Source organism: Lactobacillus sp. PV037, assembly GCF_014522345.1.
GTDB lineage: Bacteria > Bacillota > Bacilli > Lactobacillales > Lactobacillaceae > Lactobacillus.
Genome location: NZ_CP041987.1, coordinates 694,575 through 720,861 on the forward strand (window position 1 = coordinate 694,575; position 26,287 = coordinate 720,861).

Here is a 26,287-nt window from a genome sequence, read left to right on the forward strand (position 1 = left end):
GTTACACATCTTGTTTAGTAGGTCTTAAAATTATCTCACTAATAGTTACATGTTTTGGTTGATCAATTGCATATACTACACTTTTAGCAACGTCCTCTGGCGTAAGTACTAATTTTTCTTCACGAGGAGAATTATAGAGTGTTTGGATGTTATTTTTAAAATTAGGATTACTAATACTTTCAACTAAATTAGTGCTAACTGCCCCAGGAGATATAAGAGTAGACTTTATACCAGCATCTTTTTCTTCTTGTCTTAGTCCTTCCATAATAGCTCTAATAGCAAATTTTGTTGCATTATAAACAACAGATCCAGAATAGACTACATGTCCAGCAACTGAATCAGTTGCGATAATCAATCCATCTTTTTGTTTCCGAAAAACAGGTAAAATTTCTCCAACCCCATTTAATGTTCCCATGATGTTTGTATTTATCATAGCTTCCCATTCATCATAATTACGATCACGTAAGAAGCCTTGAGGCATTATTCCTGCATTATTATAAAAAACATCTATCCGGCCATAGCTATCTAATGCAAGTTTAATTAATTGCTGAATATTTTCTCGCTTAGTTACATCAACTTTTTGGGTTAAGATTGTACCGGGAAGTTTTTTGAATTTTTCAGAAATTTTAACCAATTTTTCTTCTCGTCGTGCACCAAGAATTACATTGGCACCTTGTTCTACTAGCAACTTAGCTGTAGCTTTTCCAATACCTGAAGAACCTCCAGTAATAATTACAACTTTATCTTTAATACTCATAATAATCACCTTTCTATTCGTTTGTTTCATTATAAACTATGGAGCTAACTCCATAGCAAATATAAGGAAAAATATTGTATACTTAGTAAGGATAATTAAAAGTAATGAGGAGAAACAAATGAAGAAAAAAGTATTATTTATTCTTTCAATGCTGTTATTATTTATAATTGGTGCCAAGCAATCAAATACAGTCCAAGCCAGCAGCTACTTAAATGGAAATGATTATGCTAGAGCAGCCACAAGATATGTGAAAGTTACAAGAAAAATACCTATTTATCGAGTTCGAACTGGAAAATATGAAGCTCAGAACCATTTTTATAAGGCTGGATATGTTAAAAAGGGGACAAAATTACATATTTCTTACTGGATTATGAGTACTGGCGGTTGGATAGTTACAAACAAAAAATACTATCACAATAGTAGAACATTCTTTATTATTTCTGCTCGACATGCCGATTGGTACAAAAAGATATAAGAAGTTAATTTTAAACAAAAAACCGTTGATAGTTTATTTTCATCTATCAACGATTTTTTATTATGAATTATGAATCCAATTAAGGGAAGTAGTAGCTGATTGAGAAATATTATTCATGATACTGTCAAAACGACTAGTACTTGTTGAACTAATACCCATTTGATCCATAAGTAATTTTTCAGCAAGCTCATGTTGTTCTCCGCTTAAACTTTTAACAATGGAATATTTTGAAAGTAATGGAACGCTAGAATCTTTAAGTTGACTAACAATTTGTGGATCTAAACTATCCATAGAATTAGTAGAAATAGTAGGGAGTTTCTGAGTTGAAATGGAAGTATTGGCTGAGACTAGATACTTAGCATAAATAAAGGAGCCATTGTTTAATTCCCAAGCTCGATTATTTTTAATACTACCCACTCCAATTAATTTCACAATTTTTCCTTTATCAATAGTATCAGTTTTTTTACCATCTTTAGTCATTAGATAAGCACCAGTGTAACCAACTTTAAAAGTTTCTTTGTAAGGCTTAAATCCGGCTGCTAATCTAGATACTTTATCCTTTGAAACTTTCTGCTTATTGCTTACTCTTGAAATATCATTAGTTTTAATCCATTGATTATTTTTATAGCGGTAAGCAATAATTTTTTTATTTACTTTCTTAACCGATGATACATATACATAACTGGTATTATTAAGGTGAGAAGTTACTTTCGTTAGTGAATTTGAATAAAGCGAAAGATGTTTAGAACTTTTCTTTTTAATTACTACAGTACCGGAAAAGTGATAATTTTTTTGTTTTGGTGAAGTTTTTTTACTTTTAGCTGCTTGTACTACTTGATGAGGAGCATTTTTAAGAGAACCTATTGGTCCACCTATCCCTAATAAACTAGCACCTAAAAATGGCATTAAAAAACTTTTTTTCATAAAATTCCTCCAATAAATAATGTCTTCAGTAAGTATAAACTAGGTTCCCCTACAATACAAGAAGAGCGTGGTAGCAAAATCAATAGTTAATAACTTGGAGCCTTTTATTTTACTATTAAAATAGCAGGTGTTACTATTCAGGTAGATAAATCATTAATTTAATGGAGGCGTAAGATTATGACTGAATTATCAACTAAATTATTTTTAGATGTTAAAAAATTTGAAAAATACCAAGCAATGCTCAAAAAACAAGTTCACCTTTCAAAAGAAACTTTAGTTGACTCACCAAAGTTCCCAGATGAACATATTTATAATCGTACTATCAGAGTATTAGCAAAACAGGGTGGAGCGCTCACCAATAAAGAATTAGTACTTAACTTTGACTTCCGTACAAGTGAAGTTAAAGATGCAACGAGTGCTTTACTTACTTATAACCTTGTTACAAAAGAAAATATTAATGATAAAGAATATAAGTTAAGTCTTACTGATGCTGGATTTAACGAAGCGCAAAAACTTGAAGATAGAAGAAATGAGATTTCAGAAGCTGCTTATGGTTCAATTACACCCGAAGAACAAGAACAATTAGATAAGTTAATTGTGAAATTACTTAAAAATTATGAAGCGCGTGATGTTAATTATACTGCTTTAGAAAATATGATGTTTAAATAAAATTAAGTTAACAGTTAATAAACATCCCTTGGAAGAACTTTCTTGTAGGGATGTTTTTTGATATAATTGTTAAAATATAAATTGGATTAATTAGTAAAAGACACAAGTTATGAAATTTAAAACAAGTGATAATACTGAATTAGATTATCAAGTTACAGGAGAAGGGAAAACTCTAGTACTCATTACAGGATTTGGTGGCTACCAAGAAGTGTGGAGTAGTCAAATAGACTATTTTTCTAAGCAAGGCTATCAAGTAATTACTTATGATCATCGTAATTTTGGTAAAAGTCAACGAACAAAAGTGGGCCACACTTCAGCACAACTAACCCATGATTTAATTGAATTACTAGATTTTCTAAAGATTTCTAAAGCTACTTTTATTGGTCACTCAATGGGTGGCAGTCTCTTATATAACTTATTACATGTAAAACCTGAGCTTATTGAACTCGCTGTTGTCGTCGATCAAACACCTTATATGTTAAATGACAAAGATTGGCCTTATGGTTATCTTAATTATGACAAAAATAATTATCTTGAACTGTCCCAAACAGTGCCTAAAGTGCACGAAACATTACATGGGTTAGATGATAATATTTTTGCTAAATTAAAACCCGCTAAAAAGGATTTTCCTTTTAGTCGCCAGGATAACTTGGACTTGCTTCAAGAACATATGAGACATGACTGGCGTCCAACTATTCAACACACCCAGGTGCCACTTTACATTGTTGCAGCTGCTCAAAGCCCCTATTATGATGCTAACTTTGGAAAATGGATGGATGAACAAAATGAGAAGGTTCATTTTATCTTGGTTGACCAAAGTGGTCATGATATTATGGCAGAGCGACCAGATAAATTCAATTCTATCTTAGCCAAGATTTTAAAAGAAAATAATTATTAAGGAGAAAAAATGAAGAAACACACAATTTTATTTACAGCATTTGCAGCTGGAGCTCTCTTTTTAACCGCCCCAACTGCAAATGCTGCTACAAACACTGTATCAACCCATGCAACTAGTAGTTTAATCAAAGGAAAAACCTATAAACTTCGCCTAAAAGTCCCAGGTAGGTTGACTGTAAAAGGAAGTAACAAATACACTATCAAAAATGTTAATAAATGGAATGCTGTTGCTTATCCTGGCAAAACCAAGGACACCAAGGTTTACTACTTACGTTCTGGTAACTATACTATAACGACGACTGCAAATGCTAAGATTAAAACTAGCTTTACTAAACTCACTAGCTTGCGTAAGGACCTAGATACGTTTCCAATTATGAGTAAGGAGGAGAAACCTAAGGTAGAAAAAATTCAATCGGGGCAGACTATTAAAGGATTACTGAATATGTATCATACTTATAAATTTGATACTTGGCACGACTATGAAATTACCTTAGACAAACCTAAAAAAGTTACTCTTGATGTTAATACAATGCCAGTTTATCACGGACACATGAGCAAATTGGGTGTTGACTTAGAGTCTTTGGCTAAAGATTTTAACGCTGCCTACGATTTTGCTCCATACGATGTAAGCGGTGGTGTACGTCATCGTACTTTCAGCTGGTACGTAGGTGCTGGTAGCTACAACCTTTCATTTTCTAACTTAACTGGACAATATAATTTTAAACTTACCGAAGAAGATACTGATCAAATTCCAGGAGCTGTTAAGATTACTAACATTAAGTCAACTGATCAAGGAGTTCAAGTAGATTACACACCTACTGACCACGCAACTAAGTATGGAATTTATTACAATGTTGATAATAATCATTCAGGATATTTATATGGAAATCCGGCATTCTTTTCAAATACTACAAGTGGTTTAATTCCTAATTCTTCCCTTGTTAATGGTGAAAATTTGACGACAGCGGTTATTGGAATTAATGAGCCATATAAAGCTTATGGTACAAAATCTGCAGTTAAGCAATTTACTTACTATCGTCCATTAACATCAAACGATAAGACACCAGTTAAACCAAATATTAACTTAGATTACTATGACGATCATGGTAATGATGAACCTTATATTTCTGTAAAATGGAATGAAAATAAAGCTGTCGATAGTTATGAAGTTGCTTACCGAGTTAAGGGGACTTCCGAATGGAAAAGTTTTATTACCGGTAGCAAATCCAAAACTGAAATAGATAGAGAAAAAGACTTTAAAAAGGGAACACAATATGAAGTACGAGTTCGTGCATTAACTAGTTCTCTTAAAAGTGATTGGTCAGACATCAAAACTGTGACAATCACTAATAATCCTGCTTAGTGCAGTATGTAAAAAAGGCATCCCTCATAGCGGGGATGCCTTTTTAGCTCTAAATTATTTCAAAATTCTAAAATCTTGCTCTGCCTAAAGCATGTTGAGCTGCTAAGTTTAACAAACTCCATTGACGATCAAATCCAGGTTGGAAGAAGAAATCTTGTTCAGCCAAATCTTCCAAAGTCATTTTATGACTAATGGCTAATGCTAATACATTACCTTGAGCAGTAATATCGTACTTAGATAAAACAGCACCACCTAAAATTTGATGGGTAAGAGGATTAAAGGTTAAACTTACATAAACTTTTGGATTATCAGCTTCTGGAATATAAGCAGGACGCATTGAATCTTCATAATAACTCTCAGCGTGGTCTAACCCAAGCTTTTTAGCAGAAAATTCGTTAAGACCTGCAGTGGCAAATTTGTAATCAAAGAAACTTAAAGCAGATGCACCAACTACACCCTTGAAAGGACGAGCAGGTTTTTTATCGAAAAGATTGTTAACAACGTATTGAGCTTCGCGTCTTGCAGTAGTTGCTAACGCAATTGGCATCTTTTGATTTGCTGGGATTGAAAGTGGTTTAATTGCATCCCCAATAGCAACAACATCTTCATGATTAGTGCGGAGGTAATCATCAGTTTTAATAAATCCACGCTCATCTAAATCGATCGTACCTTTTAACCAATCAGTTGCAGGTTTAACACCAGCAGCAATAACAACTAAGTCAGCATCTACATCACCGCTGTCAGTTTTAACACGCTTAACCTTTTTATCTCCCTCGAATCCAAGGATCTTTGCACCCATTTTAAGATCCATATGTTCTTTAAAGACAGGTTCAAGAATATGGGTGAATTTTTGGTTAAGATAAGTTTCAAGAGGATGACCAATCATATCCATTAAAGTAACATGTTTGCCAGCTTTGGCAAATACTTCACTAGCTTCGGTACCAATATAACCAGCACCAATAATAGCTACATTTTTAATTGCGGGATCAGCAGCTGCATCTTTTAATTGCATAGCCCAATCACGCCCACGCATTAAGTAAATATTTCCTAAATCACTACCAGGGACTGGAAGAGTTTGTGGAGTAACACCTGATGAAAGAATTAATTTATCATAGTGCTCTTCTTTACTAATATTAGTCTTTAGATCTTTTACAGTTACAGTGTGCTTATCGGCATCAATACCAGTAACTAGGTGGCTGTCATAAACGTTACCACCACGTTTTTCAATATCTTCTGCCTTAAAATTACGGACATCATCACGAGCAGTAACTTTATCTTCAAGATATAACTGCATGCCACACGACATAAATGAGATAAAGTCAGCTGCTTCATAAACAGTTACATCAACATCATCATACTTATCTAATAATTCAATTGCAGATTCATGACCACCATGAGAAGCACCAACAATAATAACTTTGCGTTTATCCATAAAAGAGACCTCCTTAAAACAAACTATTATCTTATATCTCTACAATAATCTCTTTTTGAAAAAATACAAATTATTGAACTGAAAGATAAAAAGTTAGTAAATCAGTAGACAAGTAAGAATTTAGTTGATTTAAACAGTCACTTATAGTTTAGTTGACATCTTTATAATTTTTGTATACACTTATGTATACAAAGGAGAAACAAAATGTCAGTAAAATTACGAACTGTAGGAAATTCTAAAACTTTAACTGTTCCTAAAGATATTAAAACACTTGGGAATGAGTATGATGTTAAGAATGTAGGTCAGACTATAGTATTTACGCCTGTTAAAAAACATGTGAATATCTTTAGTACTCCTGAATGGAAAAATTATGATTATCAACATGATGTTAAAAAAGATCCGTTACTACAAGAGGTTAAGCCAGTTGGTAAGGAGATTAGTAATGATTTTTCCAAATAAAGGTGATGTTATTATTGTAGATGCTGAACCACATGCGGGACATGAAATGGGAGGACATGATCCTTCTACTAATAATATTCGTAGACATTATGTAGTAATGAGTACGAATAGTTATAATCATGCAACGCATATGTTTTTAGGATTTCCAATAACTACTTCAAATTATGAGAATAATCCAAGATATCTTCCTATTCTTATTAATGGTTCTAACGGTACAGGAGTTAAAGGGTACATAGTTTTGTGGCAGTTACAAAATTTCGATTTTGTTGCAAGACACGGAAAGATTATTAATCATTTAAATAAGAAAACAATTGATTTACTCCAGGAATATGTAGAAGACATTGTAGGAAAAGAATAAATTATATTGCTTAATAGATACAAAATTGTTATATGGAGAGTTAATTTTTTACTTTAACCTGATATCTGGGATATCTCTTCTTATTACAAAGAAAAAAATTACATCAGAAGATTACATTATATGAAACAAAAAACATCACTTGTGCTCGAAGGTGGAGCAATCAGAGATATCTTTACTACAAGTGTATTAGATGTCTTTTTGAAAAACAATATTAAATTTGATCAAGCAGTAGGGGTATCAGCTGGAGCTGCTTTTGGAGTAAATTATAAATCTCACCAACCCCAAAGAGCCCTGCGTTACAATAAGAGATTTGCTAAAGATGATAACTATGCTAGTTTTAAAAGTTGGCGCAAAACTGGTAATCTTTATAATGTAGAAATGTGCTATCATATTATTCCTGACTTATTAGACTATTTTGATTATGATACTTTTGCTAGTGATCCGATGGACTTTTGGGTTTGCGCAACTAATATTGAAACTGGGAAGCCGACCTTTCATCGTCTGATTAGTGGACGGGGTGAAGATATGGAGTGGATCAAGGCTTCTGCTTCGATTCCTGTTTTTGCCAAACCAGTTGAAATTAATGGCAATCATTATTGGGATGGTGGCGTGAGTGATTCAATTCCAATTGACTTCTTTCCTAGATTTGGCCCAACCAAACAAGTTGTAATTACTACCCAACCACGCTCATATCGTAAAACTCCTGGGAAACATCAACGTCTTTATTCAAGAATTTTTAAAGATTATCCAGCGGTTAAAAAGCAAGTTTTAAATCGTGCAGTTAACTACAATGCTACTTTGGATAAAATGAAGAAATTAGAAAAAGGTGGAGAAATGCTAATAATTGCGCCGCCTGAGCCTTTAAAGGTGAAGACTTTTAAAAATTCACCTCAAGCAATTCAAAATGTGTATGAGATTGGTGTTAAAACTGCCTATGATAACATGCAAAAAATAAAATCTTTTTTAAAGGGTAATTAAGTTTTTGCAATTTTGACTGCCAAATAATAAAATAAGGACAACTAAAAGAACCGAAGGAGGGTTAAAGATGACAGCTAATGAGAAAATTATTGCTTTAGTAAAACCAGAGTATTTAGAAAAGATTCCCAAGATGTTTCGTAAGCATGCTACTGGCGGTACTTGTAAGTTAATTGCTCGAGAACATCCCGACTTGTATGCAAAATTTGAAAATGATGAAGTAAGTACCGCCGATAAAGAAGAGATGACCAAATTAGTAAATGGTATTTTTGAGCAAAGAATGAAGAAGCATCACTTTTTATAAAGCAAACCAAAGACATCTGTAAGGGATGTCTTTTTGTTATGGAAAATAGTTTAAGAATAAACTTTTCATGTTATCATAATGTTAATTAATTTTATAAAGAAGATGAAAGTATGGACAAAACGCAAAAAATCAAAATTTTGACTGACTTAATTAAGATTAATTCGGTTAACGGTAATGAAATAGAGGTTGCTAGATACCTTCGATCATTATTAAAAAAGTATGACATTGACGCAAAAATTGATGCCTTTGGTGATAAGCGAGCCAATTTAATTGCTGAAGTAGGAGATAAAGATAGTCAAAATATCTTAGGATTAACTGGCCATATGGATACAGTTGCTGTGTCTGAAAGGGAGTGGACTTATCCTCCATTTTCTGCAACTATCAAAGGTGATAGACTATATGGGCGTGGCTCTAGTGATATGAAAAGTGGTTTAGCCGCTCAAATAATTGCTTTAATCGAGCTGAAAGAAGCAGATAAACTGCCCAAAAATGGAAAAGTAAGATTGATAATTACTGCAGGCGAAGAATACGGCACTCCCGGCGCTAATCGCCTTCAAAAACAAAATATTGCTCAGGATTTAAGCGCACTCTTAGTTGGAGAACCGACGGGCGGGAATATTATTTTTGCTCATTCAGGAAGCCTCAATTATGAGATTAAAAGTAAAGGAAAATCTTTTCACAGTTCAAAACCGGAAAAGGGCATCAATGCAATTAATGGTTTAGTTGAATTCATCAAAAAAGAACAGACCTTATTTGATGCTGTGCCACAAGATCCTTATTTAGGCGCAGTTAAGCATAGTGTAACCTTAATCCAGGGAGGTAGTCAGGTCAACATCATTCCTTCGACAGCAAGTCTAAAGGGAAATATTCGTCCAACCGCTGTTTTTGATAATGATAAGGTGATCGAGAGACTACAAGGGCTAGTTGATGATATTAATCAAAATTCTCCCTACAATTTAGCGTTAGAAGTGATTCAAAGTTTTTATCCGATTGCTACAGCGCCAGAAGACTCTTTTGTACAGCTAGCTTTTAAGGCCGCAAAAAATAATTTTTCTGATGAAATAAAACTAGATATTATTAATGGAGCAACTGATGCGAGTGTTTTCACCTTGAAAAGAAAAGACCTTCCTGTAGTAGTTTTAGGTCCTGATAAATGGGAACAAGCTCACCAAAGTAATGAATATACTACAATATCAAGCTACTTAAAGATAATTGAAACATATCAAGAAATTATTAAAAACTTTTTTGCCACTAGAGAGGAGAGGAAAAATGAGAATTAATGTTTTGCAGCATACACCCAATGAAGGCCCAGGGGCGATTAAATCTTGGGCAGACAAGAATAATTATCAATTTTATGTCTATCATCCAGAAACATTTGGCCACTTGCCTAGTGCGCAAGAAACAGATCTGCTAGTAATTTTAGGTGGGCCAATGAGTCCTAATGATGATTTAACTTGGATTAAACAAGAACGTGAATTAATCAAAGAGATGCTTAAAGCGCATAAACCAATTTTTGGGGCTTGTTTTGGTGCTCAACAAATTGCTAAAGCTGTTGGATATGAGGTTTTAGATGCGCCTTACAAAGAAGTAGGCTGGGCCCCAGTTTATTTGCAAGATCAAACAATTCCAGGACTTCCAGAAAAATTAACTGCTTTACATTGGCATCAACAAATGTTTGAAATTCCTAAAGAAGCAAAGTTGTTGTTTTCTAGCGATTTAGTTAAAAATCAGGGCTTTTTGCTTAATGATAATGTGATTGGCCTGCAATTCCATTTTGAGCCTGAAGAAGATAATCTTCGTGAAATTGCTATTAATGATCAAGAATATCCTGCAGAAAACAATTCTCTACACCAGACTTATCAAGAAATAATAAAACACGGTGTGCCAGAAGAAAATAAAAAAATAATGTTTAAGTTGTTAGATTTTATTAGTAGGACTTGGTAGTAAGGTTTTCTTTAAAGTCGATGAATGAATTTCATCGGCTTTTTGATTATTTTTTAGCTTTTGATCAATCGGAGTAACGGCTTGAAAGTTATCTTTTCACCTAAAAGATCGATAAATTCATTAGTTTACGTTATACGTAAGCTAGCATAAATAACTAGTAATTTTCAAGTATTCCTTTTCTCTATAAACTGTTAATAAAAGTTAAGCAAAGAGGGAGTATAAAAATACCTCACACTTGTTAGATCTATGTCTAACAATTATGAGGCACTTCAAAATTTGATCGCTTTTTGTTTATCATCTTGTTACAATATTATTAGGTCATTGGTTTAGCTAACCGATGATTTAGTAACTTTGGATGGCTACACACCCCTCAACCTATTTTCAGTTACGGAGGTGAGAGCCATGCCACATGGAATAGACTGGAGAAGTAGGCTTCCTTGCAAATAGCTTCTGCTATTGCACTCAATGCACTAGGTAAATTCTTAGTGAGTTGTGCAAAGGCTTATGCAATAACAAAAAAAGCTAATCACAAGGATTAGCTAACTATTCAGTCATTCAAGTTACGATTGGAGTTAACGACTGGCACTCGTTAGCTCCTTTTCTTTTACAATTATAAAATAAATTAAATAAGATTTCAATAGGTTTAATCTAGCTCCTTTAACAAATCGCAAAGGCTTTAAATAGATTAGATGATTGGCTTGGATTGTAAGCTGTAATTACTTTTAAGCCGGTAGTAAAAGTCTAAACACCAAATGAATAAGGGTAACCACTGTAAGTACATAGTTAGAAATTAAAGGATAAGGTATAAAAATGAACGTGGGAATTTATTAATCTGAAAGTATTTAATTATTTTCAGATTTTTAATTGTACCTTTTAATTTTTGATAAATAGGATACAGTGTTCAAATTTCTGATAATTTAGATATATCGAAGGTAGAAATCATGATGCACAGACAGTGACAAAAATTATTAGACATTATAAGAGAAAAATATTTAAATAATGGATGCAAGTAGGATTGTATTCTTTATTTTTGTATACAGGTGATAATTATGTTTAATCAAATTAGATATTTTATTTCAGTAGTTAAAAATAAAAATTTTACGAAAGCTGCTGAGGAATGTCATATCTCACAACCAGCCATTTCACAGCAAATTAAAGAGCTCGAGTCAGAATTAGGCGTCCAACTTTTAGAAAGAATAGGGCGCAGCTTTACTGTTACTCAAGCTGGTAAATATTTTTATAATCATAGCCAAGATTTATTAAACAACCTAGATGAATTAATTTCCGAGACAAAGAAAATTGATAATCAAACAGAAGAACCTTTTATTTTGCATGCTGGTTATTTGCGTAATTTTGGAACTAATGAATTTTTACGAGCAGTAACGGAATTTTCAGGGGAATTTCCTGATGTTCAATTAAAAATTACTAGTGGTAGTCACGAAAAACTATTTAACATGCTAGAAGAAGATAAATTAGATATTGCTTTTAGTGATTTAAGAAGAGCTCCTTCTAATAAATATGTAAATAAGTTTTTGACTTCAAGTAATTTCGAAGTTTTGATTAATAAAAAACAAGTCAATACCAATCAAACTAAAGTTGAAAGTCAAGCCTTGCGTGATTTGCCATGTATTTTAATTGTAGGGCCAATGAACAGGCCGATGAAGAGAAGTATTATCAAGATGTTTTAAATATCAGCGGTGATTTTGTAACTGCATCTACTTATGATGAAGCAATTATGATGGCAACTTTGAATCAAGGCTATTTAATTATTAATGATCGTGTTAAAGATACGATTACTTTGAATGATGATTTGGTTAGTTTGCCTCTATACAATGGTGATCAACAGTTATCACAAGAATACTATGCCTTTTGGAAAGCAGATAATTCTGGCTACTACATTGAGAGCTTCTTTGATATTTTAGAAAAACAATTTAATAATTAATAAGTTTTACTTATCAAAAGACCTAAGAACAAGAAATTGTTCCTAGGTCTTTTTGCTTCTACAATAATAATTGAAAATCGAATTAAACACATGAGGTGAAAATTATGACAAACGTTTTAATTATTGGTGCTACTGGTACTGTGGGTAGAGCAGCAACCGAAGCAATTTTAAAAAATACAAATGACAATCTTACTTTATTCTCTCGCTCAGCTAACAAACTTAGTGTAGCTGATCCAAGTAGAGAAAAGACAATTTCTGGGGATGTAACTAATCCAGCAGACTTGGACAAGGCTTTACAAGGACAAGATGCTGTATTTGCCGCATTAAGTGGTAACTTAGGACATTTTGCTAAGAGCATTGTTGAAGCAATGAACCGAAATGGCGTAAAACGTTTAGTATTCATTACTTCCATGGGAATTTACAATGAAATTCCAGCTAGCGTTGGTGGTGGTAATTTAAGAACTAATTCTACTTTAAGACCTTATCGTGAAGCAGCTGATATCATTGAAGCATCCGATTTAAACTACACTATTGTTCGTCCTGGTTGGTTCACTAATGGTCCCGTTAATTACGAAGTAACTAGAAAAGGGGAACCATTTGGTGGCCATGATGTTTCGGTTGCATCAATTGGTGATTTAGTCCAAAAACTTGTCGATGATGATTCGCTTTACTCTAGAGATAGTGTGGGTATTAATACTTCAGAAGAATAAATCATTAAGAGTAAATTCAAATAAAAAAGTTTTAATTTTAGGTGGATTAAATCAATTTATTAAGGGAGAAAAATATGAAAAAAGAAGTAGTTGTTTTATTTGGTAGTGGATCAATTGGTGAAGCTATTGTTAGACGGGTTGCTAGTGGTAAAAAATTATTACTAGCTGACTACAATGAAAACAACTTAAAAAATGTGCAAAAGAGATTACAAGAAGCAGGTTTTGATGTAGAAACAATCAAGGCTGATTTATCTTCTCGTGAATCAATTCAAAAAGTAGTTAAGAAAGCTCAAGAGTTGGGTAAAATTAAGCACTTAGTCAATGCAGCAGGTGTTTCACCATCTCAAACTACTCCTGAGCAAGTCTTGAAAGTGGATTTGTATGGTACCTCAGTTTTGCTTGAAGAATTCGGAAAAGTTATTGATGAAGGTGGTAGTGGAATTATTATTTCTTCTCAATCTGGACATCGTCTACCCGCATTAGGTCAAGAGAACGACAAAAAACTTGCTATGACTCCAACTGAAAAATTGCTTGATTTAGATATTTTGCAACCTGATGTAATTACCGATTCACTTTTTGCTTACCAATATGCTAAACGTGAGAATGTGTTGCGTGTTGCTAGTGAATCAGTAAATTGGCAAAAGCGTGGTGCCAGAATTAATGCCATTTCTCCCGGAATAGTAATGACTCCACTTGCCTTGGATGAATTAAATGGCCCACGTGGTGCCGGCTACAAGAAAATGTTTGAATCGATGGTAACTAAGCGTCCAGCAACTCCGGATGAAATTGCTAGTTTAGCTCAATATTTAATGAGTGACCAAGCAGCCTTTATTACAGGGAGTGATTTTTTAATTGATGGTGGTGTTACCGCTCAGTATTGGTACGGTAATGTTGACGAAGTTAGAAATTAATATAAATAGATAATGAGGTGATTTTGTGACTGATGAACAACAAATAATTTCACTTTACCGCAAAGAAAACCAAGCGATGGTTAACAAAGACATTAACACACTTAACCAAATTTTAGCTCCAAGTATGGAATTAACTCATATGACTGGCTATGTTCAACCGAAGATGGAATGGATCGACCAAATCCAAAATGAAGAAATGAAATATTATTCTTCTGATGAAGAAGCGATTGAAGATATTGAAATTAATGGGAATACAGCATCATTTATTGGTAAAAATCGTGTTAAAGCCAGAATTTGGGGCGGTAGTATTTCTACTTGGCCACTTCAAATGAAAATGTATTTTGCTAAAGAAAATGGCAAGTGGGTTATAGCTAAACAAGTGGCTAGCCCATATTAAGTAGCAGTAGATCCGGTCTATAGTCCTTAAAAATATTTTTTATTATACGGTTTAGGCATACTAGCATCAACTTTTGGTATTTTTCATAAGAAAAATTTAGCACTACAATGATCATTGCAAGTTAAATGACGGAAAGGAAATAGATAAAATGAAAGCAGCAGTTTTTGTTAAACCAGGGAAGATGGCAATAAAAGAATTAACTGAACCAACTATTCAAAAGCCTACTGATGCTATTATTCGTATTATCAGAGCTTGTGTTTGTGGTTCTGACTTATGGTGGTATCGTGGCATTTCTAAGCGCGAAAGTGGCTCGACAGTAGGGCATGAAGCGATAGGAATTATTGAAGAAGTTGGTGATGAAGTAACTGCAGTTCATCCTGGTGACTTTGTAATTGTACCTTTTACTCACGGTTGCGGTTATTGCGCCGCTTGTCGAGCAGGTTTTGACGGCTCGTGTCTAAACCAACCAGAGGGTAGTAATGGTGGTTATCAGGGTGAGTATTTACGTTTTGAGCAAGCTAATTGGGCTTTAATCAAAATTCCTGGTAAACCAGAAGACTACTCAGATGCACAACTCAACAACTTCTTAACTTTAGCCGATGTTATGGCAACGGGTTTTCATGCCGCAAAATCTGCTGAAGTTAAACCTGGTCATACTACTGTAGTTATTGGGGATGGAGCAGTAGGACTATGTGGAGTAATTGGAGCACGTTTACTTGGTGCTTCAAGAATTATCTTAATGAGTCACCATAAAGTTCGAGCTAAACTAGGACAAGAATTTGGTGCAACTGATATTGTCTCTGCACGTGGAGATGAAGCAGTAGAGAAAGTCATGACTTTAACTAACGGTGCAGGAGCTGACAGCGTCTTAGAATGTGTCGGTGCTACAAGTGCAATAGAACAAGCTGGCAAACTTGCTCGTCCAGGTGCAATTATTGGTCGTGTTGGTGTACCTCAGACCGAACCAGCTTCTAATACTCTTTTTTGGAAAAATATTGGTCTTCGGGGTGGTATTGCTAGTGTTACTACTTATGACAAAATTTACTTTTAGATGAAGTATTAAAGGGAAATATTAATCCAGGTAAAGTATTTACTAAACGTTTTGATTTAGAGCATATTCAAGATGCTTATGCTGCAATGGATAAGCGTGAAGCGATTAAGTCTTTGATTATTGTAAATGATAAGTAAATAAAAAGTCTAACTTAGTGTGAAATACCACCAAAAGTTAGACTTTTTATTTTTGAACTGGCCAATTTTGAGATATTTCCTTTAAAAGGGGCTGTACAGTAGACCGCTGCTCTTTTAAATACGAGCCGTAAATTTCTAAAGTATTATTTTTATCCTCAATTGGTATTAAGATACGATCGTCATCTTTTTCTTCAAAATGACTCGCTAAAGTTAAGTTAGACCTAAAGACGGGAAAATTAGAATATTGTGTTAATTCATCTAGTGAGTTTAAATCTTCTTGGTATAAAAATTTAGCATCTGGAATATTGGACTCTTGAATCTTACGCCAAGGTCCCACATCCCTAACTACTAAGAAACTTAAACCTGCTAAATCTTTGAAAGTTACACTTTTCTTGGCAGCCAGAGGATTAAATTTATCAATTCTAACAAATAATTTTTCTCTACCTAAATACATTGATTCGATTTCCTCAGATTCAATTTCATAATTTGTGAAGATGATTCTTTGTTTGTAGCTAAGTAAATCTTGCACAACATGATCAGGTGTAATCAGTTGCTGGGTAATGGCAAGGTCTTGATTAAAACTAGGACGGTTATTATCTAACCAAAGAAGAGGACCAGGAGCTACGGAACCAATGGTAATATTCTTTTTCATTTGGTCAAAATTAGCAATTTTCTCCACAAAATTATTTTCTGCAGCTAATAACTTTTTGGCCTCAGCTGCAGCTAATTTACCAGTTTCATTTAAGGAAATTCGATTAGCTTGGCGGTCAAAAAGCTTAACACCCAATTCTTGTTCTAACTTTTGCATCCCGCGTGTAACACTAGGTTGAGTAATCATCAAATGCTCAGCTGTTGCTCTTAAAGTCCCATATTTAGCGAAGGTAACTAATTCTTCTAGCAATTCAAAACTTATCATTACAATTCTCTCCTTAGTATGCATTATATGTATAATAACATGAATTAAATTGAAAATTAATTACTGAGTTTGAGCAGATAACGCTACTTAATTTAAAATAAACTACATTTTAACATTACTTTTCTAAGCTAAAATCACACCATACATTTATCGTATCGTGATATACATAAAGGGTAATTTTCTCTCTTAATTTTTCAAGCTATACTAATAATTGTTAAGAGATATCATAAAAACGGAGGAATTATCATGGAATATATTACTTTAAATGATGGCAATAAAATGCCACAACTTGGATTTGGTGTCTTTCAAGTTCCAGATCTAAAAGAAGCAGAAACTGCAGTTAAAGATGCAATTGAAGTAGGGTATCGCTTATTTGATACAGCAGCAGCTTATCAAAATGAAGAAGCTGTTGGTAAAGCAATTAACCAAAGTGGCATCGATAGAAGCAACTTCTTTGTAACTTCTAAACTATGGGTAGATCATTTTACTTATGAAAAAGCTAAACAAGGAATTGATGAATCTTTAGCCAAGCTTGGAATGGATTACATGGATCTTTATTTACTCCACCAACCATATGGGGATGTTTATGGAGCTTGGAGAGCTTTAGAAGAAGCTCAAAAAGCTGGTAAAATTAAGTCCATTGGGGTTTCTAATTTTTATCCAGATCAACTCAAAAACTTAGAATTAATGAGTAATGTTAAACCTGCAGTTAACCAAATTGAAGTCTCACCCTGGTTCCAACAAGATAGTGAAGTAAACTGGAATCAAAAACAAGGGATTGCAGTAGAAGCTTGGGCACCATTTGCGGAAGGTAAGCATGAGATTTTCACTAATGAAACAATCGCTGAAATTGGTAAGAAATATGGTAAGAAGAACGGACAGGTAATTTTACGCTGGTTACTTCAAAGAGGTATTATTGTAATTCCAAAGTCTGTTCATAAGGTTCGCATGGCAGAAAACTTTGATGTTTTTGATTTTAAATTAAGTGATGAAGACATGAAGAAAATGAATTCACTTGATTTGCAAGAAAGTCAGTTCTTCGATCATCGTGATCCAAGTGCTATTGAAAGTATTTTTGGTTCAAGTTTGAAAGCTTTACGTTAAGTATTGAAAGGAAGTAAAGTAAAATGACTAAAGTAGCAATCATTGGAGCAAATGGACAAATTGCTCGCTTAGTAGAAGAAAAATTTTAAAAGATACTAATGATATTGAGTTAACCCTATTTTTAAGGAATTCTGCTCGTCTTGCTGATTTAGCAGATAATCCCAGAGTGACCATTATTGATGGGGATGCTAATAATCCAGACGATTTGCGTAAAGCAATTAAAGGACAAGATATTGTCTATGTGGCTTTTGTAGATCATAGTGCAGAAGCTAAGCTTACCCAAGATATTATTAAAATTATGGATGAAGAAGGCGTTAAACGTTTAATTTCTTCAAATATTCTTGGAATTTATGACAAAGTACCTGAGCCATTTGGTTCATATAACCGAGAAGTTTGTTTTGGCGGAAAAGTTAAAGCAACTGATGCAGTTGTACTTTCTGATAAGTATATTGAAGAATCAGATTTAGATTATACAGTACTTCGATTAGCTTGGCTTAATGATCGGAATGATACTAATTATACTGTTACTCACAAGGGTGAAGAGTATATTGGTGTCTCTGTCTCAAGAAAGAGCTGCGCAAAGTTAATTGTAGAAATTATTGAAGATCCTAAAAAATACAGTAGAGAGAGTATTGGCTTTGCTGATGAAGCTACTCAAGGTTCTCCTAGACCTGTTTACTAAAATTTGTGAAGATAATAAAACACTATTGCTTAGATTTGTAGCAATAGTGTTTTTATTTCCTTTAGACTATGAAATGAAAAAAGTTATAATTAAATACAAGACGTAAATTTTTGAAAGTAGGGCAATTTAATGAGTAGAACTGAATCAGTTACTTTAACAAACATGTGTATGATCAAGAACAAAGATAAAATATTAGTTTTAGATCGAAAAGATCCAGTCTGGCCAGGACTAACTTTTCCAGGTGGCCACGTTGAAGCTCATGAGTCATTTCATGATTCAGTAATCCGTGAAGTTAAAGAAGAAACCGGTTTAATTATTGAAGCTCCTAAACTTGTAGGCGTTAAGCAGTTTTATGACGCTAACCAACAACGCTATTTAGTATTCTTTTATACTGCAACAAAATTCAGTGGTAATTTACAGGAAAGTGAAGAAGGGACTCTAACTTGGATGACAAAGGATAAATTACTCCATTCGAAACTAGCATATAATTTTGATCATGATTTACCAGTTTATTTTGATGAAAAGATTAGTGAACATTTATTAGATGGTGAGAGGGATGAACTATTTTGAGTAGGATCTTTTCTTTGTACTGTTAATAAAAGAAGATCTATCTAAAGAGATTTAATTTATTATTAAAAGAGGAAAAGTATGATTGGGACAATAGTAAATACAGGAGCAATTTTAGTTGGAACAACAATTGGATGCTTTCTAAAAAATGGCCTTAAAGATAAATATGAAGATGCTCTATACATTGCCATGGGGTTAGCAGCTTTGGGCATTGGTTTAGAAAATGTAATTAACAATCTTCCTAAAAGTAAGTATCCCGTCTTATTTATTGTTAGTTTGGCACTAGGTGCTTTGTTTGGAAATTGGCTTGACTTAAATAAGCATTATAACAATTTAATTGATCGTTTTGGAGGCAAAGCTTCTACCGGTGAAGGAATTGCAACTGGAATTTTATTATATTGCATCGGAGCCTTATCAATTGTAGGTCCTGTTATGGCAGCCGCTAAAGGAGACCATACCATGCTATTTACAAATGCTACTTTAGATTTTGTATCTTCAACTATTTTTGGAGCTAGTTTTGGTTGGGGAATGTTGATTTGTGCGCCAGTTTTATTCTGTTGGCAAGGAGGAATCTATTTAGTGGCAAAGTATTTATCAGCTTCTTTTTTTAGTGGGCCATTAATTACAGAAATTTCAATTGTAGGAGGATTTTTGATTACAATTACTGGAATTGTACTTTTAAAGTTGCGCGATATAAAAACTTTGAATTTTTTACCAAGTTTATTGGTACCAATTATCTTTTTTATTGGGAAAAGTATAATTTAGGGAAAAGATTGAATCTCATAAAAATAAATTTTGATAAATGCATTTCTTCTGGCTACAAACTCTTTGAAAGGATGCATTTTTTATAATGACGAATTTTTAAATCCAAAAGATAAATAATAAATCTCTCCAAAATAGCCAAAAGGAGATTAGAAACTAAATTTTATACAATTTCCTATAATCGATATTATGTAAAGTTAAATAATGAAAAGAATAGAGCTGCTATTATTTATCTATATAAATATGTCTTCACTTATCTAATTTTGCCATTTAATTTTTATTTGTTTTAGTGACAAATTTATTTTCTACTCGACTCATCTCCGGAAAATCTCTCCTAATAAAATCATTTTATTTAATTGTTGCTTTTATTAAACTATCTTGGATCCCATCACAATAAATTCATAAGTCCCGACCTATGGCTGGCTAGCTTTTTAGATACTGATTTTTCATCGATCTTCATAGGCTTAAATTAAAACTTTGTACTGGTTAAAATTGATTAATAAAATAAACTTCAGTGTTTAATAGATAAATTTATTAGTCTTAAAATTTATATTCCATATATTTATGATACACACATATATATTTAATATATAATATTCAATAATATATAGCATTAAACTTAATCATTATATCTAAAACTCTTCTTTTGACTCTTCCCTTGCAAAAGAGGAGAATAGGTATCCTTCTAAATTATACTTTTACCAATAAAAATATTATCGGTACTAATGAACGAGGCAAAAAGTCTAAATTTTAAATGTCATGCCTAATAGCAATTAAAGTACCAAAATTAACTGGAGTAATGGATTAAAGCAAAAAAAGGACCTACCCCGGTCCTTTTAATAACTTAATGCCCTTTTAGCATCCTTTTCCCAATGTAACATAAATGAATTTTCACCAATGGAACGTTTAGTACCAGTCCAAGGATCGTTGTAATACAAAGTTTTACCATGATATAACCAGTTAATGTGATTGCATGATTAGAAAAGCCGTCAAAGTTTCCAACCCATGCTACAACAAGATGTGAGCGAATTAACTTATTCTTAATTCCGGCCATACTTGTCCTAGTCATTACTTTGGAGGTACCGAGATAATGTTTAACTACTGACTTAACACCATCAGGAGCTACCCAATATCCCAAAGGCCATTTTTTATAAGGCGAACCGATAAATCCTTTGTTAGGATTAAAACTATAATGCATTATCTTAGCTGCTTTGAATTTTGAAACATTAACTCCTGCATAGTTGAGCATCATCGTTACAGCGGTTATTTCACAGCCAGTAGGCATTTCAGGAAGTTGAGAAACTACTTTGGCATTATTCTTAACTCCAACAATCGTCCCTTTTTTATTAATCCAGTACTTTACTTTACCGACAGTTACATTAGAGAAAATGCGATGACCTTGATTATTAAAATAGCCTAAAATCTTGGTATGTGGAATTTGATGTACACCAGTGCAGACTTCACCCTTTTTATTGAAAACATACCAGTTACCATCAATTTGGCGATAACCTTTGAGGTTTTTCCCATTTTTCACATAATAAGTTTTACCATTGACTGTCTGCCAGTGTGAGACTTGTGAAGTTGGATTTGCTTGTGTTTGCGAATTTTTCTCAATATTATTGTCAGTTGCTGCCAAAATAACTTGGGAATTTCTAGCATTTAATCCTATTGTAATAGCTGCTGCAGCTAATAATTTGTATTTTAATTTCATTCTTAATTTAGTTCCTCATAAAAAATGTATCAAAAACCAATATTTTTGATACATTTTATTTCTAGATAAACGGACGTTTAATACCGGCAATTACATTACGTTGACCATTAACAATTGGCTGAACCATTACAGATGGTGGCCAACTTTCGATTACCTTATTATTACCTAAATAAATTGCAACGTGCCAAATAGTATGAGTACCCGGTTGGTAATAAAATACTAAGTCACCACGTTTCCGGCTAGAGTAAGAGACTTTCTTTAATTTCTTATCTGCCCATAAGTTACGTGAATTCCATTCGTTACCAGGATGAGCATGACCTATTGAACTTGTTGGCTCTGGACTAATACCACCAGCATACAATGCTTGCATTACAAGTCCTGAACAATCAACACCATAAGCTGGACTTGAAGAACAACCAGCAAGCCATGGCTTACCTATGTACTTATAAGCTTGTTTAATCATTGCTTCGATATGGCCACTTCTATCCTGCCATGCTTTAGCACCAAGTGGAGCTACATAACTATCAATGTCATACCATTCCTTTTTAGAAAAGCCCATTTTTTGCCAAGTCTTTAAGTTAACACTACCTGTAACCTTTAAGCCATGCTTACGTTGGAAATTTTTAACTGCGTTATAAGTAGCTTGATTATAGTAATTAGTCCCTGCCCAAGTACCCATCTTATGCATAACTTTCCAAGTCTTAATACCCTCATAACCGCGAGATAAGGTGTAACCCACCTTACCATAAGGCTTGAGTTGAGTATAATGTACTTGATGATATTTCTTTGGATTTTGGTAACCTTTTATCTTTTTAGAAAGGGATGTATCTGCAGAAATATAAAGACCAGAATTAGTTTTCAATATCTTACTACCATCATTATTAGTCTTCAATAAGGAAATCAAGTAGTGATAGTTCTTTTTAGCCTTATGATCAGGATGAGCCAAAGCTGCATCTTTGTAAAGAGTAGTTTCCTTCTTTAATTGAATAATTTTAGGATTAGATTTAAAGTAGCTAACTTTCTTTACTGGTGTTTCTACCGTTTGAATAGTTTTATCTGAACTATTTGATTGACTATTGATATCAATATCTGCTGCTTTAACATTTACAGTTAAAAAACTTGCGCTTAATAAAGTTGCCGCAAAAGCTGCAGTAAACTTTGTTTTTATTTTCATATTTTTCTCCTAGTAATAATTCATCAATTATTTTGTCATATTTTACTTGTTTACGTCAATACTAAGTATCACTAATTCAGCAAGTTCATAATGATAAATTGGCCAATTAAATAAACATTATCTTCGTAATGTAAGTTAAGTGGCTTCAAGTACTTATTAGCATTTGCGCCGACCTCATTAGGTCTAATTTGAACGCGGTATTGCACCCAGATTGTACCACCATTCTTAGAAAGCTCTTTAAGCATGGTTTTGTCTTTATCTTTGTCTTTACCGCTGTCCTTGTTGATCTTAATACTTAACTTGTTACCATTGATAGTTGCACCGTGCGTTGCAGAGTTATTGTTAAAATCTTTTGGATCTAAGCTAACTTGCACATGGTCAACCGCAGCATCACCACTACTGTCGAGTTTAGTTCTAAACTTATCGTCGAGCGTGTCGTGAATGGTAAAGTCAGTATATTTGTCATCTACCAGCTTTTGCCCGTCGCTACTGGTTAACTTGTGCCCGTCTTTTTTCTCTACTTGGGTAAAGTTATTGAGCTTGAAACGCAACCGGTAATATAAGTATTGATTTGGATAAACGGTTTGTTCATGAATGTCTGCTGCACCAGTATCTTTAGCTTTAGTTGGATCCTTTGGATCGGCTGCATAAACAAACTTGTGAGCAGTTAAACCGTTTTTCGAGTCACCTTTAGTGGTTGTATCAGTGTGGTTGTATTTAACGATAAGTTTACTTTTTGCACCACTGTCTTTACCGTTTAACCATGCTTGGTTGTTAACAACCGTAGAACCGCTGTAGATACTACCTTCTGCAGGTTGTTGATCAGGTTTAGGTTTAACTTGAATAACTAAGTGGTAGTTTTTGTGCCAAGCATCAGAAGTGGCTTCAGCTGCTTTGTCTGTCATTTTAGCTTCAACTACCGTATAACCTTTTTTATCATGAAGACCTTTCTTGTCTGACTGAACGGTAAAAATATTCTTTTTGGTAATATCGGTACGGTGCTTACCGTATTTATCGCCCCAGTCACTTTCATAAACTTTGGCACTAACTACTTCTAAACTAGGATCAACGTAGTCGGTTAGCACAAGTTGTTGCTTGGCATGTTTAGACTTCTTAACACCCACCATGTAAGGATCATTTTTATCATTGATAGCTGCTGCAAGAGGAAGTGCATTGTAGTTGTCTTTGGTGTTACCAGATTTAACTAAAGCACTTGATGGTGCTTTTAAGCTAGTATGAATGTCAAAATAAGCAGTTCCAGTGTCATTGATTGTTTCTTTAGTTGAGTGCTTAGTAAAGTTATTGGTTTTAGAGACCCACTTATCAACGGGGACTTCGTATGAAGAAGTCCCACCTTTGTCAAAATCAAAACCAAAGTAGTCTGCTTGAGCTGCATCTTCATAGTTACTTTTACTATCAATGTTGTTAGCGTCGTGTGCAAATTTACCAGTAAGCACTTTAAATGAAGCAGAAGGATGGGCGTACCTATGTGATTGTGAAAGGTAGGTTTGATTGTTATACCCGTGAACAAAGGTTACATTATACTCATTTATTGGGTTCTTGGGAATATAAGAGAATCTACCATCTGGATCATCTGGCCAAACAGTACCTTGACGTAAATTCTTACCTGTCTTTTTGTCACGCAATATACGATGTTCATCACCAAAGATACGTGCTAGACCGTTTTGAATACCAGAATTTATTCCATAACCTGTCTCAACACCAGCATTTAATTTAGTAGATTTATTAACAATGATATAACTTGGTGTGTTAAAAAGTATTCCTTGTTGAGAGTCTATATCAGTTTGGGATAATTCACTTTTAATCTTCTTAAAGGGTTTTCCTTTATTTTTCCCAGTTGCATAAGTTAGAATTAAAGAAAAATTACCTTCGCCATCATAAGGTTCTTTGACAGCTAAATGCTCGGTATCAAAGTGAATATTTGGATTACCCATTTTGCCTTTATTATCATAGTGGTAGTCACCATTCCAAACAATGCGGGCATTTAATTTAACTTTAGCACCTTGCGTCTGCTCTTTACCCTTCTCATTAGGATAATAAGTCAATGCATTTTTATAAAACATTCCAAGTTTACCTGAAACACCGTCCCCATTTTCGGGATCATTTTTAGGCAAGTGATAAACGTACCACTCGTGTTTCTTACCTTTTTTAATTCTTTTTGGGTCAGCTTCGTTGGATATATGCCATTGCTTTTTGGTGCCACCAAAAGGTTGACCACTAAGGCCTTTATTTTCTACTAAGAAACCGGTAGTCTTATGGGCATTTACATAATCCGCCATTTGATTACCATTTTTAATACCTTGTTCAATACCAATATATGGTGAAATAGCTTTTGTTTTACCATTATACTTAGTGTTAGCTATACCATAGGCATCTTTGATTGGACGTTGGTCAGTACTTCTAGGGTCATAATGTCCATCCCATTTAGCATGGACAATGCTAGTTTGAGATGTAAAAGGAATTAAAGTTGTTAGTGCGACAGCACTTAACATGAATTTTTGAAAACGTTTTCGTTTTTTCACATAATTACAACCTTTCTATTTGAGATTGTAATTAGTATAAATAATTTCTAAGAGCAACTATAAAAAGAACAAAAAAAGTTTAAGTTAAATTTTTGAGCAATAAAAAAGCATCCCCCATAAGGGATGTTTATTAATAATATTAAATGGCATGTGCTTCTGATTCACTAAAAATAGGATTATCAGCAAGACTAGTATAAGGATGTGAATAGATCCAATCAATATGATCTAAGTCATCTTGGGTAACGTGCCAGTTTTGGTTATAATGGCCTTGAGTGGCGGCCATAATGTCACTCTTGTCGCTTAAAAATGACTCTTTAATATCTGTTAAAGATCCTAATCCAATAGCACGCCCTAATTGTTGGGCAACGGCATTAACTTTACCTTGCTCAGTTAAATTGTTAGACCGAACAACAAGATTCATATGATTAGTAAATGCTTTCTTTTTCCAATCTTTAGGAGCAAACTTATTAGCAGTTGTGTAACTTGGGTGCTTTTTAAGGAACTTAACGCGTTTAGGTGTTAAGTGGTCATTAGCATAAGGTTGATATCTAACGCCAAGGTATTTAATTACTTCAGGATTTTTATTTTCATAAACACGAGTTGTAGTAATATTGCTACTACCACCACGTTCAGTAGTGTCAACTTTATTATCATCATAAACCACAATATTAGCGTATTTAGCAGAGTTAAAGCTAGCATGTTTAGCAGACTTAACTAACTTAAATTTAAACTTAGGAGCCCAGAGTTTGATGGCCTTTTTAACAGCGGGTAAAATGGACTTATCTTTGACATAGATGTTAGCGCTACGACGTTTAAAGTTACGGTTAGAGGCACCATCATAGGTATCATAAGTATCTTCATTAGTAGCATCATCAGGGTTAGATACATAGTATTTGGAGTTAGGCACCCAACTAGCAGCTAGGGCGGCAGAATGAGAGAAAGCGCCGAGTGCAGGCGTAGCCAGCATGGCTGCAATAGTAACTTTTTTCACGACATTTTTAATTTTCATTTTTAAACCTCCATTAGTGTTTGGGTAGTTTGTGCTTTAAATAACTTTTCCATTCTTCACACAAGGTATTTTATCATGGAGTGTAATTGAAAATAGCCTATCTTCTAAATCGAA

General features: G+C 33.7%; 27 protein-coding genes and 1 pseudogene. 20 read left to right on the top strand and 8 right to left on the bottom strand.

The features are described from left to right. Position 1 precedes the first annotated feature (1 nt). Entirely contained in the window at positions 2-757 is a 756-nt protein-coding gene (locus tag FP435_RS03815) for an SDR family oxidoreductase (RefSeq protein WP_265484525.1), read from the bottom strand. Between the two features lie 118 nt (positions 758-875). Here FP435_RS03815 and FP435_RS03820 point away from each other — a divergent pair, with 118 nt between their 5' ends. Next, positions 876-1,232 (top strand): hypothetical protein, encoded by a 357-nt coding sequence (locus FP435_RS03820; RefSeq protein WP_265484526.1) that lies wholly within the window; start codon positions 876-878, stop codon positions 1,230-1,232. Positions 1,233-1,292: 60 nt separating this feature from the next. Here FP435_RS03820 and FP435_RS03825 read toward each other — a convergent pair whose 3' ends face one another. Further along, positions 1,293-2,156 (bottom strand): hypothetical protein, encoded by an 864-nt coding sequence (locus FP435_RS03825; protein WP_265484527.1) that lies wholly within the window; start codon positions 2,154-2,156, stop codon positions 1,293-1,295. 177 nt (positions 2,157-2,333) lie between these two features. Here FP435_RS03825 and FP435_RS03830 point away from each other — a divergent pair, with 177 nt between their 5' ends. The 3 genes from FP435_RS03830 (at position 2,334) to FP435_RS03840 (ending at position 5,085) form a co-directional block, all read left to right on the top strand. Then, positions 2,334-2,825 carry a hypothetical protein gene (locus FP435_RS03830; RefSeq protein WP_265484528.1) on the top strand — a complete coding sequence of 164 codons (492 nt, stop codon included), beginning with the start codon at positions 2,334-2,336 and terminating at the stop codon, positions 2,823-2,825. Between the two features lie 109 nt (positions 2,826-2,934). Beyond that, the gene (locus tag FP435_RS03835; RefSeq protein WP_265484529.1) at positions 2,935-3,723 is read left to right on the top strand and encodes an alpha/beta fold hydrolase; all 789 of its coding nucleotides are present in this window, start codon (positions 2,935-2,937) and stop codon (positions 3,721-3,723) included. Between the two features lie 9 nt (positions 3,724-3,732). Continuing rightward, positions 3,733-5,085: a fibronectin type III domain-containing protein gene (locus tag FP435_RS03840; protein WP_265484530.1), complete on the top strand. Its 1,353-nt coding sequence runs from the start codon at positions 3,733-3,735 to the stop codon at positions 5,083-5,085. A gap of 67 nt (positions 5,086-5,152) precedes the next feature. Here FP435_RS03840 and FP435_RS03845 read toward each other — a convergent pair whose 3' ends face one another. Further along, positions 5,153-6,517: an FAD-dependent oxidoreductase gene (locus FP435_RS03845; protein WP_265484531.1), complete on the bottom strand. Its 1,365-nt coding sequence runs from the start codon at positions 6,515-6,517 to the stop codon at positions 5,153-5,155. A gap of 204 nt (positions 6,518-6,721) precedes the next feature. On the opposite strand from FP435_RS03845, the gene FP435_RS03850 reads away from it, so the two are divergent. From FP435_RS03850 to FP435_RS03905, 12 genes and pseudogenes are all read left to right on the top strand, one after another. Next, complete coding sequence (locus FP435_RS03850; protein WP_265484532.1) at positions 6,722-6,976, top strand: hypothetical protein; 255 nt, start codon at positions 6,722-6,724, stop codon at positions 6,974-6,976. After that, on the top strand, positions 6,960-7,334 hold the full coding sequence (locus tag FP435_RS03855; protein WP_265484533.1) for a type II toxin-antitoxin system PemK/MazF family toxin: 375 nt from the start codon (positions 6,960-6,962) through the stop codon (positions 7,332-7,334). Before FP435_RS03850 ends, FP435_RS03855 begins: the two co-directional genes overlap by 17 nt. Positions 7,335-7,454: 120 nt before the next feature. After that, positions 7,455-8,312 (top strand): patatin-like phospholipase family protein, encoded by an 858-nt coding sequence (locus tag FP435_RS03860; RefSeq protein WP_265484534.1) that lies wholly within the window; start codon positions 7,455-7,457, stop codon positions 8,310-8,312. A gap of 67 nt (positions 8,313-8,379) precedes the next feature. After that, on the top strand, positions 8,380-8,613 hold the full coding sequence (locus FP435_RS03865; protein WP_265484535.1) for a hypothetical protein: 234 nt from the start codon (positions 8,380-8,382) through the stop codon (positions 8,611-8,613). A 110-nt stretch (positions 8,614-8,723) separates the two neighbouring features. Then, on the top strand, positions 8,724-9,893 hold the full coding sequence (locus FP435_RS03870; RefSeq protein WP_265484536.1) for an ArgE/DapE family deacylase: 1,170 nt from the start codon (positions 8,724-8,726) through the stop codon (positions 9,891-9,893). Continuing rightward, on the top strand, positions 9,883-10,557 hold the full coding sequence (locus FP435_RS03875) for a type 1 glutamine amidotransferase (RefSeq protein WP_265484537.1): 675 nt from the start codon (positions 9,883-9,885) through the stop codon (positions 10,555-10,557). The genes FP435_RS03870 and FP435_RS03875 overlap by 11 nt, the downstream gene beginning before the upstream one ends. Before the next feature lie 1,049 nt (positions 10,558-11,606). Further along, positions 11,607-12,245: a LysR family transcriptional regulator gene (locus tag FP435_RS03880; RefSeq protein WP_265484538.1), complete on the top strand. Its 639-nt coding sequence runs from the start codon at positions 11,607-11,609 to the stop codon at positions 12,243-12,245. Next, a complete protein-coding gene (locus FP435_RS03885) occupies positions 12,182-12,499 on the top strand; it encodes a hypothetical protein (RefSeq protein WP_265484539.1) in 318 nt (105 codons plus the stop codon). Before FP435_RS03880 ends, FP435_RS03885 begins: the two co-directional genes overlap by 64 nt. Before the next feature lie 104 nt (positions 12,500-12,603). Continuing rightward, positions 12,604-13,209 (top strand): NAD(P)H-binding protein, encoded by a 606-nt coding sequence (locus FP435_RS03890; protein ID WP_265484540.1) that lies wholly within the window; start codon positions 12,604-12,606, stop codon positions 13,207-13,209. Positions 13,210-13,283: 74 nt separating this feature from the next. Continuing rightward, a complete protein-coding gene (locus FP435_RS03895; protein WP_265484541.1) occupies positions 13,284-14,120 on the top strand; it encodes an SDR family oxidoreductase in 837 nt (278 codons plus the stop codon). A gap of 25 nt (positions 14,121-14,145) precedes the next feature. After that, the gene (locus FP435_RS03900) at positions 14,146-14,517 is read left to right on the top strand and encodes a nuclear transport factor 2 family protein (protein WP_265484542.1); all 372 of its coding nucleotides are present in this window, start codon (positions 14,146-14,148) and stop codon (positions 14,515-14,517) included. Between the two features lie 148 nt (positions 14,518-14,665). Further along, positions 14,666-15,705 (top strand): annotated as a pseudogene (locus FP435_RS03905) (zinc-dependent alcohol dehydrogenase family protein). Between the two features lie 46 nt (positions 15,706-15,751). Here the strand turns inward: FP435_RS03905 and FP435_RS03910 are convergent. After that, positions 15,752-16,621: a LysR family transcriptional regulator gene (locus tag FP435_RS03910; RefSeq protein WP_265484543.1), complete on the bottom strand. Its 870-nt coding sequence runs from the start codon at positions 16,619-16,621 to the stop codon at positions 15,752-15,754. Between the two features lie 246 nt (positions 16,622-16,867). On the opposite strand from FP435_RS03910, the gene FP435_RS03915 reads away from it, so the two are divergent. From FP435_RS03915 to FP435_RS03930, 4 genes are all read left to right on the top strand, one after another. Continuing rightward, entirely contained in the window at positions 16,868-17,725 is an 858-nt protein-coding gene (locus FP435_RS03915) for an aldo/keto reductase (RefSeq protein WP_265484544.1), read from the top strand. A gap of 103 nt (positions 17,726-17,828) precedes the next feature. Continuing rightward, positions 17,829-18,407: an NAD(P)H-binding protein gene (locus FP435_RS03920; RefSeq protein WP_322573205.1), complete on the top strand. Its 579-nt coding sequence runs from the start codon at positions 17,829-17,831 to the stop codon at positions 18,405-18,407. Between the two features lie 129 nt (positions 18,408-18,536). Then, positions 18,537-18,977, top strand: a complete 441-nt coding sequence (locus FP435_RS03925; RefSeq protein ID WP_265484545.1) for an 8-oxo-dGTP diphosphatase — start codon at positions 18,537-18,539, stop codon at positions 18,975-18,977. Positions 18,978-19,055: 78 nt separating this feature from the next. Then, complete coding sequence (locus FP435_RS03930; protein WP_265484546.1) at positions 19,056-19,739, top strand: DUF554 domain-containing protein; 684 nt, start codon at positions 19,056-19,058, stop codon at positions 19,737-19,739. Positions 19,740-20,580: 841 nt separating this feature from the next. Here the strand turns inward: FP435_RS03930 and FP435_RS03935 are convergent. The 4 genes from FP435_RS03935 to FP435_RS03950 form a co-directional block, all read right to left on the bottom strand. Next, positions 20,581-21,447: a C39 family peptidase gene (locus FP435_RS03935; RefSeq protein WP_322573202.1), complete on the bottom strand. Its 867-nt coding sequence runs from the start codon at positions 21,445-21,447 to the stop codon at positions 20,581-20,583. Between the two features lie 61 nt (positions 21,448-21,508). After that, a complete protein-coding gene (locus FP435_RS03940) occupies positions 21,509-22,621 on the bottom strand; it encodes an NlpC/P60 family protein (RefSeq protein ID WP_265484547.1) in 1,113 nt (370 codons plus the stop codon). 71 nt (positions 22,622-22,692) lie between these two features. Then, a complete protein-coding gene (locus FP435_RS03945) occupies positions 22,693-25,164 on the bottom strand; it encodes a hypothetical protein (RefSeq protein WP_265484548.1) in 2,472 nt (823 codons plus the stop codon). Positions 25,165-25,303: 139 nt separating this feature from the next. Next, positions 25,304-26,173 (bottom strand): hypothetical protein, encoded by an 870-nt coding sequence (locus FP435_RS03950; RefSeq protein ID WP_265484549.1) that lies wholly within the window; start codon positions 26,171-26,173, stop codon positions 25,304-25,306. Between the last annotated feature and the right edge of the window lie 114 nt (positions 26,174-26,287).